The sequence below is a fragment of the Streptomyces apocyni genome, assembly GCF_009739465.1.
In the GTDB taxonomy this organism is placed as follows: domain Bacteria; phylum Actinomycetota; class Actinomycetes; order Streptomycetales; family Streptomycetaceae; genus Streptomyces; species Streptomyces apocyni.
This window is the reverse complement of record NZ_WHOM01000036.1, coordinates 1-16,089: the sequence shown is the minus strand read 5'-3', so window position 1 is coordinate 16,089 and position 16,089 is coordinate 1. Positions and strand designations below refer to the sequence as shown.

At 73.3% G+C, this 16,089-nt stretch carries 13 protein-coding genes and 1 pseudogene; 13 read left to right on the top strand and 1 reads right to left on the bottom strand.

The window, feature by feature from the left end; genetic code table 11:
• Nucleotides 1-40: 40 nt before the first annotated feature.
• Complete coding sequence (locus GCN81_RS03775) at nt 41-1,513, top strand: SDR family NAD(P)-dependent oxidoreductase (RefSeq protein WP_156722001.1); 1,473 nt, start codon at nt 41-43, stop codon at nt 1,511-1,513.
• Nucleotides 1,514-2,086: 573 nt separating this feature from the next.
• On the top strand, nt 2,087-2,260 hold the full coding sequence (locus tag GCN81_RS31715; RefSeq protein ID WP_197287462.1) for a hypothetical protein: 174 nt from the start codon (nt 2,087-2,089) through the stop codon (nt 2,258-2,260).
• 130 nt (nt 2,261-2,390) lie between these two features.
• On the opposite strand, the gene GCN81_RS03770 is transcribed toward GCN81_RS31715, so the two are convergent.
• On the bottom strand, nt 2,391-3,629 hold the full coding sequence (locus GCN81_RS03770; protein WP_156722000.1) for a hypothetical protein: 1,239 nt from the start codon (nt 3,627-3,629) through the stop codon (nt 2,391-2,393).
• A gap of 173 nt (nt 3,630-3,802) precedes the next feature.
• Here GCN81_RS03770 and GCN81_RS03765 point away from each other — a divergent pair, with 173 nt between their 5' ends.
• The 11 genes and pseudogenes from GCN81_RS03765 to GCN81_RS03720 all read left to right on the top strand — a co-directional run.
• Nucleotides 3,803-4,795, top strand: coding sequence for an ABC transporter substrate-binding protein (locus tag GCN81_RS03765; RefSeq protein ID WP_156721999.1), 993 nt, complete (start codon nt 3,803-3,805; stop codon nt 4,793-4,795).
• 65 nt (nt 4,796-4,860) lie between these two features.
• The gene (locus tag GCN81_RS03760) at nt 4,861-5,898 is read left to right on the top strand and encodes a FecCD family ABC transporter permease (RefSeq protein ID WP_156722347.1); all 1,038 of its coding nucleotides are present in this window, start codon (nt 4,861-4,863) and stop codon (nt 5,896-5,898) included.
• 104 nt (nt 5,899-6,002) lie between these two features.
• The gene (locus tag GCN81_RS03755; RefSeq protein WP_156722346.1) at nt 6,003-6,998 is read left to right on the top strand and encodes a FecCD family ABC transporter permease; all 996 of its coding nucleotides are present in this window, start codon (nt 6,003-6,005) and stop codon (nt 6,996-6,998) included.
• Between the two features lie 178 nt (nt 6,999-7,176).
• A pseudogene (locus GCN81_RS03750) lies at nt 7,177-7,975 on the top strand (ABC transporter ATP-binding protein); the annotation flags it as partial.
• A gap of 68 nt (nt 7,976-8,043) precedes the next feature.
• Nucleotides 8,044-8,157, top strand: coding sequence for a streptamidine family RiPP (gene amiA / locus GCN81_RS32675; protein ID WP_267904559.1), 114 nt, complete (start codon nt 8,044-8,046; stop codon nt 8,155-8,157).
• Nucleotides 8,158-8,263: 106 nt separating this feature from the next.
• Nucleotides 8,264-9,130, top strand: a complete 867-nt coding sequence (locus tag GCN81_RS03745; RefSeq protein ID WP_156721997.1) for a hypothetical protein — start codon at nt 8,264-8,266, stop codon at nt 9,128-9,130.
• The gene (locus tag GCN81_RS03740) at nt 9,127-10,731 is read left to right on the top strand and encodes a CocE/NonD family hydrolase (RefSeq protein ID WP_156721996.1); all 1,605 of its coding nucleotides are present in this window, start codon (nt 9,127-9,129) and stop codon (nt 10,729-10,731) included. The genes GCN81_RS03745 and GCN81_RS03740 overlap by 4 nt, the downstream gene beginning before the upstream one ends.
• Nucleotides 10,728-12,107, top strand: coding sequence for a YcaO-like family protein (locus GCN81_RS03735; RefSeq protein WP_156721995.1), 1,380 nt, complete (start codon nt 10,728-10,730; stop codon nt 12,105-12,107). Before GCN81_RS03740 ends, GCN81_RS03735 begins: the two co-directional genes overlap by 4 nt.
• Before the next feature lie 8 nt (nt 12,108-12,115).
• Nucleotides 12,116-13,483: a nitroreductase family protein gene (locus GCN81_RS03730; protein ID WP_156721994.1), complete on the top strand. Its 1,368-nt coding sequence runs from the start codon at nt 12,116-12,118 to the stop codon at nt 13,481-13,483.
• The gene (locus GCN81_RS03725; protein WP_156721993.1) at nt 13,480-15,222 is read left to right on the top strand and encodes an ABC transporter ATP-binding protein/permease; all 1,743 of its coding nucleotides are present in this window, start codon (nt 13,480-13,482) and stop codon (nt 15,220-15,222) included. The genes GCN81_RS03730 and GCN81_RS03725 overlap by 4 nt, the downstream gene beginning before the upstream one ends.
• Nucleotides 15,219-16,089, top strand: an 871-nt coding sequence (locus GCN81_RS03720) for an ABC transporter transmembrane domain-containing protein (RefSeq protein ID WP_267904550.1), incomplete at its 3' end; no start/stop codon positions are given. The genes GCN81_RS03725 and GCN81_RS03720, both read left to right, overlap by 4 nt.

Genomic DNA, 16,089 nt, shown 5'->3' with positions numbered 1-16,089 from the left:
GGCGCGTGGGTGCGCACGACTGAGTACGAGGAACACGGCGATGACGGTGGCAGAAGACAGCCAGCAGTTCGGTCCCGGAATCGACCCGGAGCGTCTGGCCGTCTGCCTCGGCGTACTCGAGGAGCTCGACAAGCTGGACGTCGACCACCCGGACGCGATCACCGTACGCCGGGCCACCGCGGGCATCTACCGCACCGTGAAGCAGCGCCGCCGCCAGGAGCGCCGGGCCGCCAAGACCGCCCACGACAAGGCGGTGACCCACGCCACGGCCACCGGGTCCGCCGAGCGCATCGACGACGAGACCCAGGGCCTGCTGCCGTCCTCGTCCGTGGCGGGCGAGATCGCGGGGATACTCCAGCGCCCGCGGTCCTGCTACATCTGCAAGACCCGGTATGTCGAGGTGGACGCCTTCTACCACCAGCTCTGCCAGAAGTGCGCCGCCGAGAACCGCGCCCGCCGCGACGCCCGCACCGACCTCACCGGCAAGCGTGCCCTGCTCACCGGCGGCCGCGCCAAGATCGGCATGTACATCGCGCTGCGGCTGCTCCGCGACGGCGCGCACACCACCATCACCACCCGCTTCCCCAGCGACGCGATCCGCCGCTTCAAGGCCATGGAGGACTCGGCCGACTGGCTCCACCGCCTAGAGGTCGTCGGCATCGATCTGCGCGATCCCGCCCAGGCCGTGGCGCTGGCCGAGCAGGTCGCCGAGCAGGGGCCGCTCGACATCCTGATCAACAACGCGACGCAGACCGTACGTCGGCTGCCGTCCGCCTACGCCGCCCTGGTCGACGGCGAGAGCGCTCCGCTGCCAGCGGGTGAGCTCCCCGCCCACCATGTCATCGGCGCCTTCAACTCCGGCGCTGTCGACGGTCTCGCGGCGCTCCCCGCCGGCGTCACGGGCCTCGACGCGCAGAAGGTGGCCGACCTCGCGCTGGTCGCGGGCCACGCCAGCGTCGCCCGGCACCGCGACGGCACCGCCATCGACGCGGGCGGGCTGGTTCCAGATGTCGTGGACACCAACACCTGGGTGCAGTCCATCGAGCAGATCTCCCCGGTGGAACTCCTCGAAACCCAGCTGTGCAACTACACGGCGCCGTTCATCCTGATCAGCAAGCTGCGCCCGGCCATGGCCGCTGCCGCCAGCAAGGCGTCGAGCGGGCGCGCGTACATCGTCAACGTCTCGGCGATGGAAGGTGTCTTCAGCCGCGGCTACAAGGGCGCGGGACACCCGAACACCAATGCCGCGAAGGCCGCCATGAACATGGTCACGCGGACCAGCGGCCAGGAGATGTTCCAGACCGACGGCATCCTCATGACCTCGGTCGACACCGGCTGGATCACCGACGAACGCCCGCACTACGACAAGCTGCGCCTCGCCGAAGAGGGCTTCCACGCCCCGCTCGACCTGATCGACGGCGCGGCCCGTGTCTACGACCCGGTGGTCCGCGGCGAGTCGGGCGAGGACCTCTACGGCGTCTTCCTCAAGGACTACGCGCCCGCCAACTGGTAAACCATCACGTCACGGCCGGGGGAGCCGGTACCGGCACCGCACGCTGCAGTCGGGACCGGTTGCCCGCTGGACGCTGACCAGTTGGCCATCGACGAAGATCCGGCAGCGGATGCCGTCCGACGCGGTGTGTCCCGCGAAGCGGGCGCTGAGCTGAAGTTCCTGTCCGGCGTCCGGGACCTTGCCGTCGACCTGGAAGGTGGGTGGCAGCGCCGGGTCACCTGCGAACGGATCGATCCTAGACGGCGCGCCAGCCCTCTCAATCGCACACCATGGAACGAAGGAGCGTGAGGTGGTGTGTCAGGCGGTGTGTAAAGGTCAGGTCAGTTTTTGGCCCTATCGAGCGCAGCACCGCTCATTTGGTTACTCTGTACCGGACGGACAGCCGTATTAGGGTCCCACCCACACCCACGGTCCGTTACGGGGCAAAGCCGGTCACCACGGTGTAGTCCCGCACAAGTTGCCGGCGCCACAGTGTCCGCACTGGTTTTGCTCCACCCCTCGGGGCGACTGGACCCGGTAGCGGCAGGCCGTGTCGGTACGTCCGAGGGTTACACGACACCTAAGGAGTGCGCGGTGACACCAGAGAAGACGAAGAGCGATCAGCGCCCAAAGGAACGCCAAGAGCACGGCGGTCCCGGGACGGATCGGATGGGCAGCCTGGAGGTGTGGTCCAGGTCGGCGCCGATCCGGCTCGCGGGGTACGAGGACGATCTCGCTGAGCCGCACATCCTGCCGAGTGTCGACTGATGGGCTGATCCGTCGGTGAGCCGAATGGGTGATCAGCTGCTCGGGTGATCGGGTGATCCCATGGGGGTGGGCCCCACCGCGGTTGTGCGGTGGGGCCCTACGTGTCTTGAGGGTCTGGCGGCCTAGAGGCCTAGCGGCCTACGGGGTCGTGGTGGGCATCGTCGTCGCGTGTGACGAGGGTGAGGTGGCCTCCCTCGTTCAGGGGAGTGGGAACGGTCAGGATCTCGTGGTGGTCTGGCCGGTCCGTGTCCACCAGATGGACTTCGCCGTGTCCGCCCCGGGTCACCGCGACCAGCGGGCCGCCCGGAGACGCGGCGATCGCCCTGCGCTGCACCCCGTCCCAAGGAGTCCCGCCCGGCTTCGGCGCGCCGTCCATGGCGGGCAGGGGTATCCGGGCGGTCACGGCCGGGTTCGTGGCGTCGAGCAGGATCAGCTCGTCGCCGTCGGGGTGCACGCGCGCGTACGCCACCCGCCGCGCGGCGACCGCCAGCCGGAACACCAGGCCGGGACCGAGGTCGAGTCGTCCGGTGCGGCCGGTGTCCAGGTGGTGCCACCAGGCGTGGTTGGTCCACTCGGGCCATGCCTCGGGCTCCGGCGGGCCGCCACGTACGCAGGACCACAGAGTGCGCCGCACCGGGTCGAGCCGCAGGTAGTAGCCGCGCCCGGGACCGCTCCAGTCCAACGGCTCCTCGGCGATCAGCCCGCCGTCCGGTGCGACACGGGCCCGATGCACGCCCTCGCCGGTCGCCGCGAACAGCCGCTGGTGCAGCGGGTCCTGGGCGTCCCCGTGCCCGTCCCCGGGCAGTGGCAGCGCGGCGTACGGCTCAACTGGCGGGCAGGCGGGCGGTGCTGCCATCAGCTCGGTGTGCCGGTAGGCGGTCAGAGTGCCCGGCTCGCGGTGGCGCAGGACGACGTGCGGGTCGTCAGTGCCGAGTACGGTGACGCCCGGCTCGCCGACCCTGGTACGTACGCGTACGGCGCTCGGTCCGCCCGCGGCCGCCAGGTCGACGACGGTCAGGAGATCGCTCCACGCCTCCCAGTTCCGGCCGAGCCCCGTGCTCACGGCGAGGCGCCGCCCGCTCGGATCAGCCGCCAGATGCTCGGCGGGCACGGCCACCGCGGTGGTCGACTCCACCGGCTCGTCGGCGAACGGGGCGAGCACCACCAACTCGCCCGCCCGGTCGTCGACGAATGCCGTCCGGTCCCCGGGCAGTGCGAGGAACCCGGCGTGCTCGGCGAGGTGCCGGCCGTCGAGGCGGGCCGTGGTACGGCCGTCGGGAAGGCTCAACAGGTGGACGGATCCCGCGACTTGGTCGGCGACCAGCAGGCGGCAGGGGAGTGGAGGGGTGGTCGCTGCGGCGGAGTTCATGGGTGCGGATTCCTTCCGGGCGGGGACGCTGAACTTGATTTGATAATGATTATCATGTGTAAATGAGGGCCTCGGGGGGATCATCGGAGCGCCCCTCCGCGCCCGCCGCGTCATCGCGTGCCGGTGCCCGCACTCCTGCCCGCGCTCCGGAAGCGAGAACGAAAGAGCCGCCGATGCCGCGCACCTCGATCAAGCGCGTACGCCGCTGGGCAGCCGCAGCCGTCCTGGGAACCCTCCTGGTGGGCTGTGGCGCCACTGACCAGTCCACGGAGAGTGGCGACGACGCCGACAAAGCCGGTGCCACAGGGACGAAGTCACCCGCGGCCGTCCAGCCGGTGAAGCCCGCGCGCACGATCACCGACGTCAAGGGCGTCAAGGTCAGCACCGACAAGGAACCGCGGCGGATCGTCTGCCTGGTGGCCCTCTGCGACGACATGCTGACCGAGCTCGGCCTCAAGCCGGTCGCCACCAACTCGGCCCTGCTCGCCCACAAGGATTTCCTCGGGAAGAAGGAGGCCGGGAAGATCCCCGTGATCCCCGGCGGCTTCCTCAGCCCCGAGGTCGAGGCGATCCTCTCCCACAAGCCGGACCTGGTCATCGGTCTGGAGGACACCCACGGCAAGCTGGCACCCGCGCTCAAGGGCGCCACCACGTTCTGGCCCGTACAGCCGGACTCGTGGCAGGACAGCGTCGCCTACCAGCGGGACCTGGCCGCGCTCACCGGGCGCGGTGAACAAGCCGTCGCCGCCGAGAAGAAGTTCCGCACCAAGCTGGCGGACGCCGAGGCGAACAAGAGCGACAAGACCGCGCTCGTCATCTACGGCAGCGACGAGAACTTCGGCGTCGCGACGCCCGGCACCGACGTCGCCGCCGGACTCTTCCCGAAGATCGCCGACTACCCGTGGAAGAGCCGCGGCGTCGAAGGCACGTACAGCCTTGAGGAGATCATCGCGCGCGACGTCGACGTGCTGTTCGTCGAGACGCTCTCCTTCGGAGAACCAGACGGTCAGCTCTCCGACAAGCTGGCCAAGAACCCGCTGTGGAAGCGGATTCCGGCCGTTCAGAACGACCAGGTCTTCGAGGTCGACCCGGAGGTCTGGGCCAAGGGCCGGGGCACCCGCTCGCTCTCGATCGTCCTCGACGAAGCGACGGCCGCGCTCAAGTGACGGCCGAGCCAGGCGCCCGGCCAGGTGCCCAGGAAAGTGTCCGGCCACGGGCCCGGTCGGCTGCCCTGCCGATCTCGCTGGGTGCGCTGCTGCTGGGAGTCGCGCTCTGCGCCCTGTGTCTCGGCACGCCCGTGGTGCCCCCGCACCGCCTGCTGGACGGTGGCATCCAGGGCGTGATCGTGGGGGAGCTGCGGCTGCCCCGGCTGGTGCTCGCCCTGGTCGCCGGGGCCTGCCTGGGCGCCGCGGGCCTGGTTCTCCAGGAGGCGCTACGCAACCCCCTCGCGGTGCCGGAGATGCTGGGCGTCTCCTCGGGCGCCGCGCTGGGGGTCGCCGCGCCCCTGGTGCTCGCGCTGGCGATCCCGGCCGCCGTGCAGCCGCTTCTCGCCATCGCGGGAGCGGCGCTCGGTGGGGGACTCACGCTGCTGGCCGCGGGATTCGGCCGGAGCCCGGCTGCCGTGCTGCTCACCGGTGCGGCGGTGGCCGCCGCGCTCCAAGCCGCGTTGCTGGTCCTGATGGTGATGGCCGATCAGCTCGACCTTCAGCTCATCTACCGCTATCTGCTGGGCAGTCTGTCCAGCCGGACCTGGGACGACGTGACCGGTCTGTGGCCCTGGCTGCTGATCGCGCTGCCCGCGCTCGTGCTGTGCGCGCCGGTGCTCGCCGTACTGCGGCTCGGTGACGACGACGCGCAGGCCCTGGGGGTACGGGTGCACCGCGCCCGGATCGCCGCGCTCGCGGTCGCCGTGGTGCTGATCGCCCCGGTCGTCGCGGTCTGTGGCCCGGTCGCGTGGGTGGGCTTCCTCGCCCCGCACCTGGCCCGCCGCCTTCGACCCGACGTGGGCGCGGTGGGCTGGCTGCCCTGGTCGGCGGCGTGCGGCGCGGCGGTGGTGGCCATCGCCGACGTTCCCGCGCGGCTGGCCCTCGCTCCGACCGAGATACCGGTCGGGGCGTGGACGGCGCTCCTCGGGGTGCCCGTGGGGGTGGCGTTGCTGCGGACCCGTGACCGCGTACGGAAGAAACGGAAGAAACGGAAGAAGCCGTCGTCGGACGCGGGTCGCGCGGGGGTGCGTACGGAGGAGCTGGTGGACGGGGGAGTGACGTGAGGGCTGCTGCTGGGTGTGAGGCGGGGCCGGAGAGCGCGGTGAGCGCGGTGAGCGTGGACGGCGGCGCTGGGGACAACGGCGGCGGTCCGGCCGTGGCGCGTCGGATGGTGCTGGTCGGTGTGCTGCTGCTGGTCGCCGTCGTGGCTGATCTGGTCGCGGGGCGTGCCGTGTCGCCCGCCGGAGTGTGGCAGGTGCTGCTCGGCGGCGGTGACGACACGGCGCGGCATATCGTGCTGCAACTGCGGCTGCCCCGGATGCTGGTGGCGCTGGTCGCCGGGGCCTGTCTCGGGCTCGCCGGTCTCGTACTGCAGTCGGCTCTGCGCAATCCGCTGGCCGGGCCCGAGGTCACCGGCGTTACCCCGGGTGCCGTACTCGGGGCCGTGGCCGCCACCGGGCTCGGGCTCGCCGGATGGGAGTCGCCCGCGGCTGTCGTCGTGGCGGCCTGTGTGGGCGGGTTCGCCGGAGCCGGGTTGTTGTGGGTACTGGCCGGGCGCGACCGGGGCGACCCGGAACAGACGGCCGTGCACGGCGTACTGGTCTCGGCGGTGCTCACCGGGCTGACCGCGATGGTGCTCCTGGTGGCTCCCGGCGAACTGGGCAGTGTGGTCCAGTGGTTGGTCGGTTCCATCGAGGGCAGGGTCTGGGACCACTGGAACCTCATCTGGCCCTGGGCGCTGTGCTGGACGGCGGCCGCCTGCGCGCTCGCCGGACCGCTCACCCTGCTGCGCTGCGGCGACGAACAGGCCGCGGCCGTGGGCCTCGCGACCGGCAGGGCCCGTGCGGTGGCACTGGTGTGCGCGGTCGCCCTCACCGCGGGCGCGGTGTCCGTTGTCGGCGCGCTCGGTTTCGTCGGGCTGCTGGTGCCGCACGTCGCGCTCGCGCTGTTCGGCGCGGATCTGCGGATCGGGCTGCCGGGGGCCGCACTGCTCGGCGCGACCGTGGTGTGCGGCGCCGATGCCGTGGCGCAGGGCGCGTCGCGGGTGCTCACGGTGGTGCTGGACATGGACCGGCTGACTCTGCCGACCGGGGCGGTGACCACGTTCGCCGGGGCGGCGCTGCTCCTGATCGTGGTGCGCCGGGTGCCCCTGTCGCGTCCCTGAGGGCGCCCCTGACCAATCGAAGAGGACTGACATGACGCATTCCGCAGTACCCCGCGCGGGGGAGAGCCAGCAGCTTGACCAGGCTGAGGCCACCGTGCCCCCGCCACCGCCTCCCTCTGCGGCAACGGCTACCGCTTCGGCAACGGCTACCGCTTCGGCAACGGCTACCGGTGATGCCATCACCGTCGAAGGGGTTCGCTTCGGTTACCCGGGGCGTTCCGTCCTCGACGGCGTGGATCTACGGGTCGCCCATGGCGAGTTGCTGGCCCTGGTCGGGCTGAACGGGTGCGGCAAGAGCACCCTGCTGCGGCTCGCCGCCGGGCTGCTGCGCCCCAGCGCGGGGCGCGTCCTGCTCGGCGGAGACGACCTGGGTCGCCTCTCGCGGCGCGCGGCGGCCCGGCGCGTCGCCCTGCTGCACCAGTCCGCGCCAGCGGTACCGGGCATGACCGTACGTCAACTGGTACGGCAGGGCCGCTACGCGACCCGTGGCCCCCTCGGCATGCTGCGCGAAGGCGACGACGAGACCAGCCGCCGCGCGCTCGTCGACGCGGGCGTGGCCGACTGGGCGGCGCGGGGTGTCGACACGCTGTCCGGGGGCGAACGCCAGCGGGTACGGCTGGCGATGGCACTGGCCCAGGACACTCCCGTGCTGCTCCTGGACGAGCCGACCACGTATCTGGATCTGCGGCACCAACTGGAGGTCCTGCAGACCGTGGTGAGGCTACGCGAGGAGCGGGCGCTCACCGTGGTGATGGTGCTGCACGACCTCGCGCACGCGGCTCGTTTCGCGGAGCGGATCGTCGCGTTGCGTGGCGGGCGGGTGGCCGCGGACGGGCCGCCCGGCGAGGTGGTGACGCCCGCTCTGCTGGCTGACGTGCTGGGCGTGGCGGGGCGGGTCGGACGTGATCCGGAGGGTGGCTGGCCGGTGTGTTACCCAGATCACCCGCTACCACTTGCAAAATGACAATCATTTTCATTACTGTCTCTCGTGTGGCCCCGGCCGGAGCCGCCACACCCATCGCAATCTCAAGGAAGGGCTCAACTCATGGACCAGGAAAAGGTGTTCACCCCGATCGCCGAGCAGGGCCAGCTGGCGCACCTGTCCGCGACCCACTCCAACGCGCTCGTCGAGAACCCCTTCGACGACGGCGAGGAGTAAGCCACTCCAGGGCCCGCCCGGAACGCTTCTTCCGGGCGGGCCCGTCCCGTTCTCGACCGCCGGACCCCCGACCGCCCGACCCGCTATCCCCTTGGAGACACCAGACATGACGCGCAGTCACCTCGCGCCCGGAGTGAGCCTCGTCGCCGTGCCGGACGGCGGGTGCGCGGTCCGTACGCCCGATGGTGAGTTTCTGTGGGTCGACACCGGTACCGTCGCCGCCTCGCGGCTCCGGGACCGGCTCGCGGGTGGGAGCGGCGGCGTGGACGACGATGTCGAACTCGCCGCCCTGGTCCGGGCGTTCGAGCGCGCCGGCTACCTCGAGGCCACACAAACGGACCGGAGTGACACCGAAGGGGCGTCCTCCTGGCCGCTCGACCGGCGCGTCATCCTGCTGACCGGCGAACCCGCCCTCACCGGACCACTGTCCGCCCTGCTCGCCGAGTGCGCGGCCGAGCCGCGCACCGTCGCCCCGGACGAGGTCGTCGACGCGGCGGAGGCCGGCGGAGCCGCGGCCGTCGTCTGGTGCCACGACGAGCCCGTACCACCCGGTCTGTGGGACGCCGCGGACCGGCTGCCCGAGCGAGGCGTCGGCTGGCTGCGCTGCCACCGCGAGGGCTTCCAGGTGTGGATCGAACCCCTCGCCGCCGGTCCCGGCGACGTGACGTCCGCCCATGTCCGGGCGCGCCGCCTGGCGGCGACCCCGGCGCACCGCGAACTCGCCGCCTACTGGGAGGGCCGTCGCACCGAGCAGCCGTTCCCGCCGACTCCCGTACACCGCCACCTGGTCGCCGCCCACCTCGCGGCCGATCTCACCGCGTGGGCGCAGGGCGCCCCGGCCACCCGTCGGCTGCGCCTGATCGACCTGCGTCAGGCGCGCGTCAGTGAGCACACGGTGCTGCCGGTTCCTGACGTCGCCCCCCTGCCCGTCGCGCCCCTGCCCGTCGTGGCCGCGCCCCTGCCCGTCTCATGAACACCCGCTACCTGACCACCCCGGACGGAACGCGACTCGCCACCGACCTCCAACTCCCGGACGGCGTCGGCCCCTTCCCCGCCGTCCTGATCCGCACGCCCTACGACCGGCTGCGCCATCGCGCCGAGTTGCGCGGCTGGGCCGCCCGCGGGTTCGCCGCACTCGCGCAGGACGTACGGGGGCGGCACGCCTCACACGGGAAGTGGCACCCCTACCGGGCCGAGGCCGAGGACGGGGCCGCCGCGCTGGAGTGGATTCGCCGACAGCCCTGGTCCGACGGGCGGGTCGTGGCGTGCGGCGCCTCCTATGCCGCGCACTGCGCCCTCGCGATCGCTGGTGACGCCCCGGGTACTGGCCGTACGGGCGCCGCGCGCGCCGATGCCGTCATCGCCGCCGTACCCGCGCTGGGCGCCGCCGAGACCGCGCGCGAACAGACGGGCCCTGAGCGGCTGTTCGCGCGGGCCGGATGGTGGGCCGCGCACGGTGACCGGCGTGACTCCGACGAGAGCGCCCTCGCCAAGGCGCTGGCCGATGACCCCGCGCTCCTCGCCCACCTCCCCGTACGCGACCTGCCGCGCCGCATCGGCCGCGAACTGCCCTCCTGGGCAGGGCTGTGGAGCCAGCGGCAGCACTACGCCCCGCCGCCCGCCCCCTGCCCGCCCCTGCTCGCGGTCGGCGGCACCCACGACCCCTTCGCCGAGGACACCCTGCGCCTGTGGCGCGGCTGGAACGGCCCGGCGCGGCTGCTGCTCGGACCCTGGGGCCACGGCCTCACCGCGGAGCCCGGCAGCGAGGCGGGCGCGGCGCACTGGCTGCGCATCGGTGAGCTGTACGTGGACTGGGCGCGCGCGGCGCTGGAGGGTGGGCTCGACGCTGGGCGCGCGGGAGCCGTCGCCCTCGGCGGGAGCGAACTATGGCTTTCCGCCGATGAGTTGGCCGCTGTCCCGGCCGTGCATTCGCTGGACGGGATGCGGCTACTGCGCGGCCCCGCCTTCCGCGCGGACCCGGGGCTCCCGGTGCGCTCCGACGATCTGGAGGTTCCCCGGACCGGCCCGGCCGACCGCTGCCTGCTGGTCGGCGCACCGCTGCCGCGCCCGCTCGACCTGCTCGGCCCGGCCGAGGCACGGCTGCGGGTGACGGCCGACACCGACTGCGCCGACTGGGTCGTACGGCTGGTGGCGCTCACCGTCGATGATGTGGCCGCGCCGCTGGCCACCGGCGTCGTGCGCCGAGCGAGCGGCGGACGCGGCTCGGGCGTCGGCTCGGCCCTTGCCTCGGGCAGCGACTCGGGCGTTGGCTCGGGCGTTGCCTCGGCCGTCGGCTCGGGCGTCGCCTCGGGCGTCGGCTCGGAGGTGACCGTTCCGCTCGGGCACCTCGCCCGGCGGCTTCCCGCGGGCACCCGGCTGCGCCTGGAGATCGCGGGACACCACTTCCCCGCCCACGCCCGCAACCCGCACACCGGCGCCGACCCGCTGACCGCCACCCGGCTGCTCGCGTCCGAGCGCACCGTCGACCTCGCCGCCAGCGCGCTGCTGCTCCCCGTCGCACCACCCCGCAACCTCACCCACGCCGTGCACCCCGTACAGGAGATATGCCGATGACCGCGCTGCCGCCAGAGGCGCTGGTGGACCCCGTCTGCGGTGTCGTCCGCCGTGTCGCCCCCGTCGAGCACCCCAGCGGTGCACCGGTCCGCTACACCGCGATGACCGCCGATGTGGCCGATGCCCGGCGGCTCGGGCTGTGGCCCGCCGACCGCGTCGCCCTCGGCACCACCTTCGGCGACCCCGAAGGAGCGCGGATCGCCGCGATAGCCGAGGCCGTCGAACGCTACTGCGGCAACCGGCTGCCGCCCCCCGGACATCCGGACGCGCCGGTGCGCGCCACGGCCGCCGAACTCGCCTCACGCGGGCTGCGGTTGTACGGACCCGGCGAGCTCCCCCGCTATGCCGACTGGCAGCACGCCAGGGAACGCTTCCCGTACCGGCCGTTCACCGAGGACACCCCCGCCCTGTGGGCGCGCGGCCGTGAACGCACCAAGGACGGCACGAGCGAGGAGTGCTGGGCGCCCGTCGCCCTCACCCACCTCAACTGGCGCCAGGGGCCATTGCGTTCACTCCCGCGCACACACCACCTCAACTACGCGGGGATCGCCACCGGCCAGGGCCTGGACGACGCCGTGGAGCGCGGACTCCTCGAAGTCGTCGAACGGGACGCGCTGGAGCTGTGGTGGCACCTGGACGGGCCGACCCGCGGTATCGACCCGGCCAGCGTGCCCGGACTGACGGCCGACCTCGCCGGGTGCGGACTGGATGTGTGGATCGTCGAGATGCCGTCCGAGTTCGCGCCGTGCATGGCCGCGCTGGTGCGCGATCCGGTACGGGGGCTGTACGCGGCGGGGTTCGCCTGCCGGTACGACCCGGCCGACGCGGCCCGCAAGGCGGTACTCGAAGCCGTGCACACCTGGGTGTTCACCCAGGGGCTCACCGACCCCGACGGCTGGGTCTTCAAGGCGATCGACGCGGGCATGCTGGCCCGGGGCCTCTACCTCGACCACCGGGGCGACCGGCGCTATCTGGACGACTGCGGCACGGACTTCGCGGCCGTGCGTGACCTGGGCGCCCATGTCCAGGTGTGGCTGGACAAGCGGGTCGCCCCGCTCGCCCGGCGTTTCACCGAACCGGCGCTGGGTGTGGTCGGCGTCGCCGCGGTCGCTTCCGGCAGCCGTGAGCTGCTGGACGCGGCTCTCGCGGACGGCGGCCACCGTGTGCTGACCTTCGACCTGACGACCGAGGACGTCGCCGAGACCCCGCTGCGGGTTGCCCGCGTTCTGGTCTCCGATCTGATACCGAACGCGCCCGCCGCTTTCGCCTACCTGGGCAGCCCACGGTTCGGGGACGTGGCGCTGGCACGCGGGTGGCGTGGTGAAGTCCCGGTCTTGCCAGGGGACTTCACGCTCACGCCGCCACCGCACATGTGAGCGGCGCGATGACCGAGGACGACGACGTGTCGCTGCGGTCGGCGCTCACCCGCGCGCGGTCCACCGAAGAGCCGGGCCCGGACACGTCCGCGGGGCCTGCCGTGACGCGTCTGGGCGACGGCGGTCCGGTGGTGGCGCTGGGTGCGGGGGCGGGCCAGAACCAGGGGCAGGGCGAGGGGCTTGATCTGGATCTGGATCTGGATCAGATTCTGACCCGGTCGTTGGCCGCCGCGCACGCTGACGGGCGCCTCCGCCCGGCGCCCTCCGCTGGCGCCCTGCACCCGGTGAACGCGCATGTGCTGGCCGGGCCCGGATGCTCCGTACCGGCAGGGCGATACGCGTACGACCCCGTCCGGCACCGGCTCTACGGACGTGGGCACGCGCCTGCCGGTGTGGCCGACGGCGCGGTGATCGTGCTGACCGTCACCGTGCGGCGCACCGCGTCCCATTACGCCCATCGTGCCTGGCCGATGGCGCTGCTGGACGCCGGTCACGCGGTGGCGGCGCTGGCCGTCGCCGGGGCGCGGCGGTTCACCCTCGACGCCGACGCGGCGCTGCTCGCCGCCGCGGCGGGGCTGCCCGTGCCGGGTTCGCGGGAGGAGCGATGGCCGGACGCGATCCCCGAGCACCCTTTCGCAGCCGTGCATTTCATGCCGCCCGGCGGGGTGCGTACGTCCGATGAGGCCGATGACGCGCTGCTGCGCGCCTGGGCGGGCGATGCTGACGCCGTCGGCTTGCGGGGTGCCGGTTCGCGCCGTACGTATCCGACCGAGCCGCGCCGTGCGTACGAGGTGGGTGCGGCCGAGCGGGTCCTGGAGCTGCTCGGAGCAGCGCCCCGGGCAGGCGGCGGTACCTGGGTCCGGCCTTCCGCCCCGTTGCCACCGGTCGACGCCGCACTCCGTCGCCGTAGCGTCCAGCCGCCGCTGCCCGGCGTGCCCGACCCCGACGAGCTGGCAGCCGTGATGGCGGCAGCGGCCGGGCAGCGCGGCACGCGGTGGTGTCTGGCCGTCGGCGGGCCTCGCGCCGGACTACTCGAACTCGCCAGCGAAAGCCTGGAGTTGGTGACACTGGCTCGCGGCGACGCCCGTCCCACCCTCGCCGTGTGGGCGGCCCGCCAGGGCTGGCTGGCCGACTCCGGAGCCGTGCTGCTGGCGTATGGCTGCCCCGGCGGCGCCTCCGCCGTGCGGGTGCGCCAAGAGCACCTCGCGGCCGGGGTCGGCGTCGGGCTCGCCCAGGTCACCGCGACCGCGCTGGGTCTGCGCTCGCGCCCCGTCGGGTCCTGGCAGGGCGCCGACCTCGGCGCCGCGCTCGGCGGACCCACCGACCAGGACTGGATCATCCACGGACTCGCCCTCGGAAGGGGCCGCACCCCATGATGCTGCACCGGGAACTGCTCACCGCGGCCCGCACCGTACGCGGCCCGCTCACCGCCGCCACCGCGCTGCTCGGCGCCGTCGCCGCGACCCACCTCGCGCAGGCCGTACTGCTGGCCCTCGCCCTGGCCGCACTCGCCCGGGGCGCCACCGGTGAACTGCCCGCGCTGCTCGGCGCGGTGCTGGCCGTGGTCGCGACGCGGTTCTGGCTCGGGCGCCGCCAGCGCAGAGTGGCGGTGGGGGCCGGGGCGCTGGCCCGGGTACGGCTGCGGGACGCTCTGCTGGAGCGGCTCGGACAGCTGGGGCCCGCGCATCTGACGACCGCCAGGGCGGGCGCCGTACGGGCCACGCTGGTGGACGGCGTGGAGGGCGTCGACGCGTATCTCTCCCGCTACCTCCCGCAGTTGGCCATCACCTGCCTGGTGCCGCCGCTGCTGCTTGTACCCCTCGGCGTCCTCCAGCCGTACGTACTCCTCGCGCTGGTCCCCGCGTTGGCGCTGGCGCTGCTGGCGCCGCGCTGGTGGGACCGGCTGCTGGCCCGCCGAGGCAAGGAGCACTGGGACTCCTACGAAGGGCTCGCCGCCGACTACCTGGAGGCGCTGCAAGGCATGCCATCGCTGCGCGCGGCGGGCGCGGTGGGCCGTACCAGGGAGTCGCTGGAGCGGCGCTCGGCGGCGCTGCACCGTGCCACGGTCGCCAAGCTGCGGGTGTCGCTGGTCGACACCGGACTGACCGACCTCGCCGTACAGGGCGGCACCGTGGCGGCGGCGCTGCTGGCGGCGGTCGCGGCCGGGGGCGGGCACGCGGCGCCCGTCAGTACGTACCTGCTGCTGATGCTCGCCTCCGAGTGCTTCCGCCCGATCCGTGACCTGTCGCGCGAGTGGCACGCCGGATACCTCGGTGTCTCGGCGGCCGACGGCATCGCGGCCCTGCGCACCGCGCGGCCCGACATCGCGGACAGCGGGCGGCGTCCGGCCGACTGGAAGGCACCGCCCGAACTCCGCTTCGACGACGTGCGGTTCACCTATCCGGACGCCGCGCGGCCCGCCCTGGACGGCGTCAGCTTCACCGCCGAAGGCGGCCGTACGACCGCGATCGTCGGCCCGTCGGGCGCCGGGAAGTCCACCCTGCTCGCCCTGCTGCTGCGCGGGCGGGAGTCGCAGCGGGGTGAGGTGACGGTCGACGGGGAGCCGGTCGCCTCGTACGGGCTCGACGCGCTGCGCCGCCACATCGCCGTCGTCTCCCAGGAGACCTACCTCTTCCACGACACCATCGCCGCGAACCTGCGGCTGGCCCGCCCCGGCGCGAGCGACGACGAGCTGACGGCGGCGGCCCGCGCGGCAGGCGTACACGACGAGATCGCCGCCTTCCCGGACGGCTACGGCACCGTGCTCGGCGAACGCGGCGCCACCCTCTCCGGAGGGCAGCGTCAACGCCTCGCCCTGGCCCGTGCGTTGCTCGCCGACGCGCCGGTCCTCGTCCTGGACGAGGCGACCAGCGCGGTCGACGAACGCCGCGAGGCCCGCATCGGCCGTGAACTGCTCCGAGCCGCCTCGGGACGCACCTGCATCGTCGTGGCCCATCGTCTGGAGTCCGTACGGCACGCCGACCGCATCGTCGTCCTGAACGGCGGCCGCGTCGACGCCATCGGCGACCACACCAGCCTGCTCTCGGACGAGGGACTGTACGCCCGGCTGGTACGCGCCGGGCACGAGGCGAACGAAGGAGACCGAGCCGCGTGAACGGACCAAGCGACAACGACACCGAGGCCGAGGCGGGCCGGGAGCCCGAGGCGGGGGCGCTACGGGGGCTGTTGCCCGCCTTGTCGCGGCATCGGGTGATGGTGGTGCGGACCTGTGTCGCGGCGTTTGTCGATCAGGCGGCACTTGTCGCGCTGGTGACCCTGCTCGCGCATACCGTGGGTGCGGCGGTGGTGGATCAGGTCGTGCCGTCGGCGGCCACCGTCGCCGTGCTGGCGCTGCTGGTGCTGGTGCGCGCGGTGGCGACCTGGCGTGAGATGGACCTCTCGCATGACCTGGCCTACCGGGTCCTGGCCGAGCTGCGGGTACGGGTCTTCGACGGGCTCGCGCGCAGCGCCCCGGCCAGGATCGGCGGGCTGCGCAGCGGCGACCTGGCGGCGACCGCGCTGGCGGATGTCGAGGCGCTGGAGTTCTTCTACGCCCACACCACCGCCCAACTCCTCGCCAGCGGAGCTGTGTTCGGGGCGGGCGGAGTCGTTCTCGCCGGAGCCGAACCCTGGCTGCTGGCCGCCGTCCTGCCCGCCGCGCTGCTCCTCGCCCTCGCCCCGCTGATCGGGGCACGGGAGCGCGCCCGGCGCGGAGCCAGGACCCGCGCCGCGGCGGCGAAGCTGTCGGCGGACGCCGTGGAGGCGGTGGACGGGCTACGGGAGCTGCTCGCCTTCGGCGCCCTGGACCAGCGGCGCACGGAACTCGCCGAACAGGGAGAGGAACTGGGCAGGGCCCAGCGCGCCGAGCAGGAGTGGGAGGCGACGGCAGCCGCCGCGCGGGACGTCGTCGTGGTCGCGGCCGTACTCGGGGTCGTCGCGGTCGTCGCGCACGCCGTGGCGGGCGGGCGGCTGGACGGCGCCT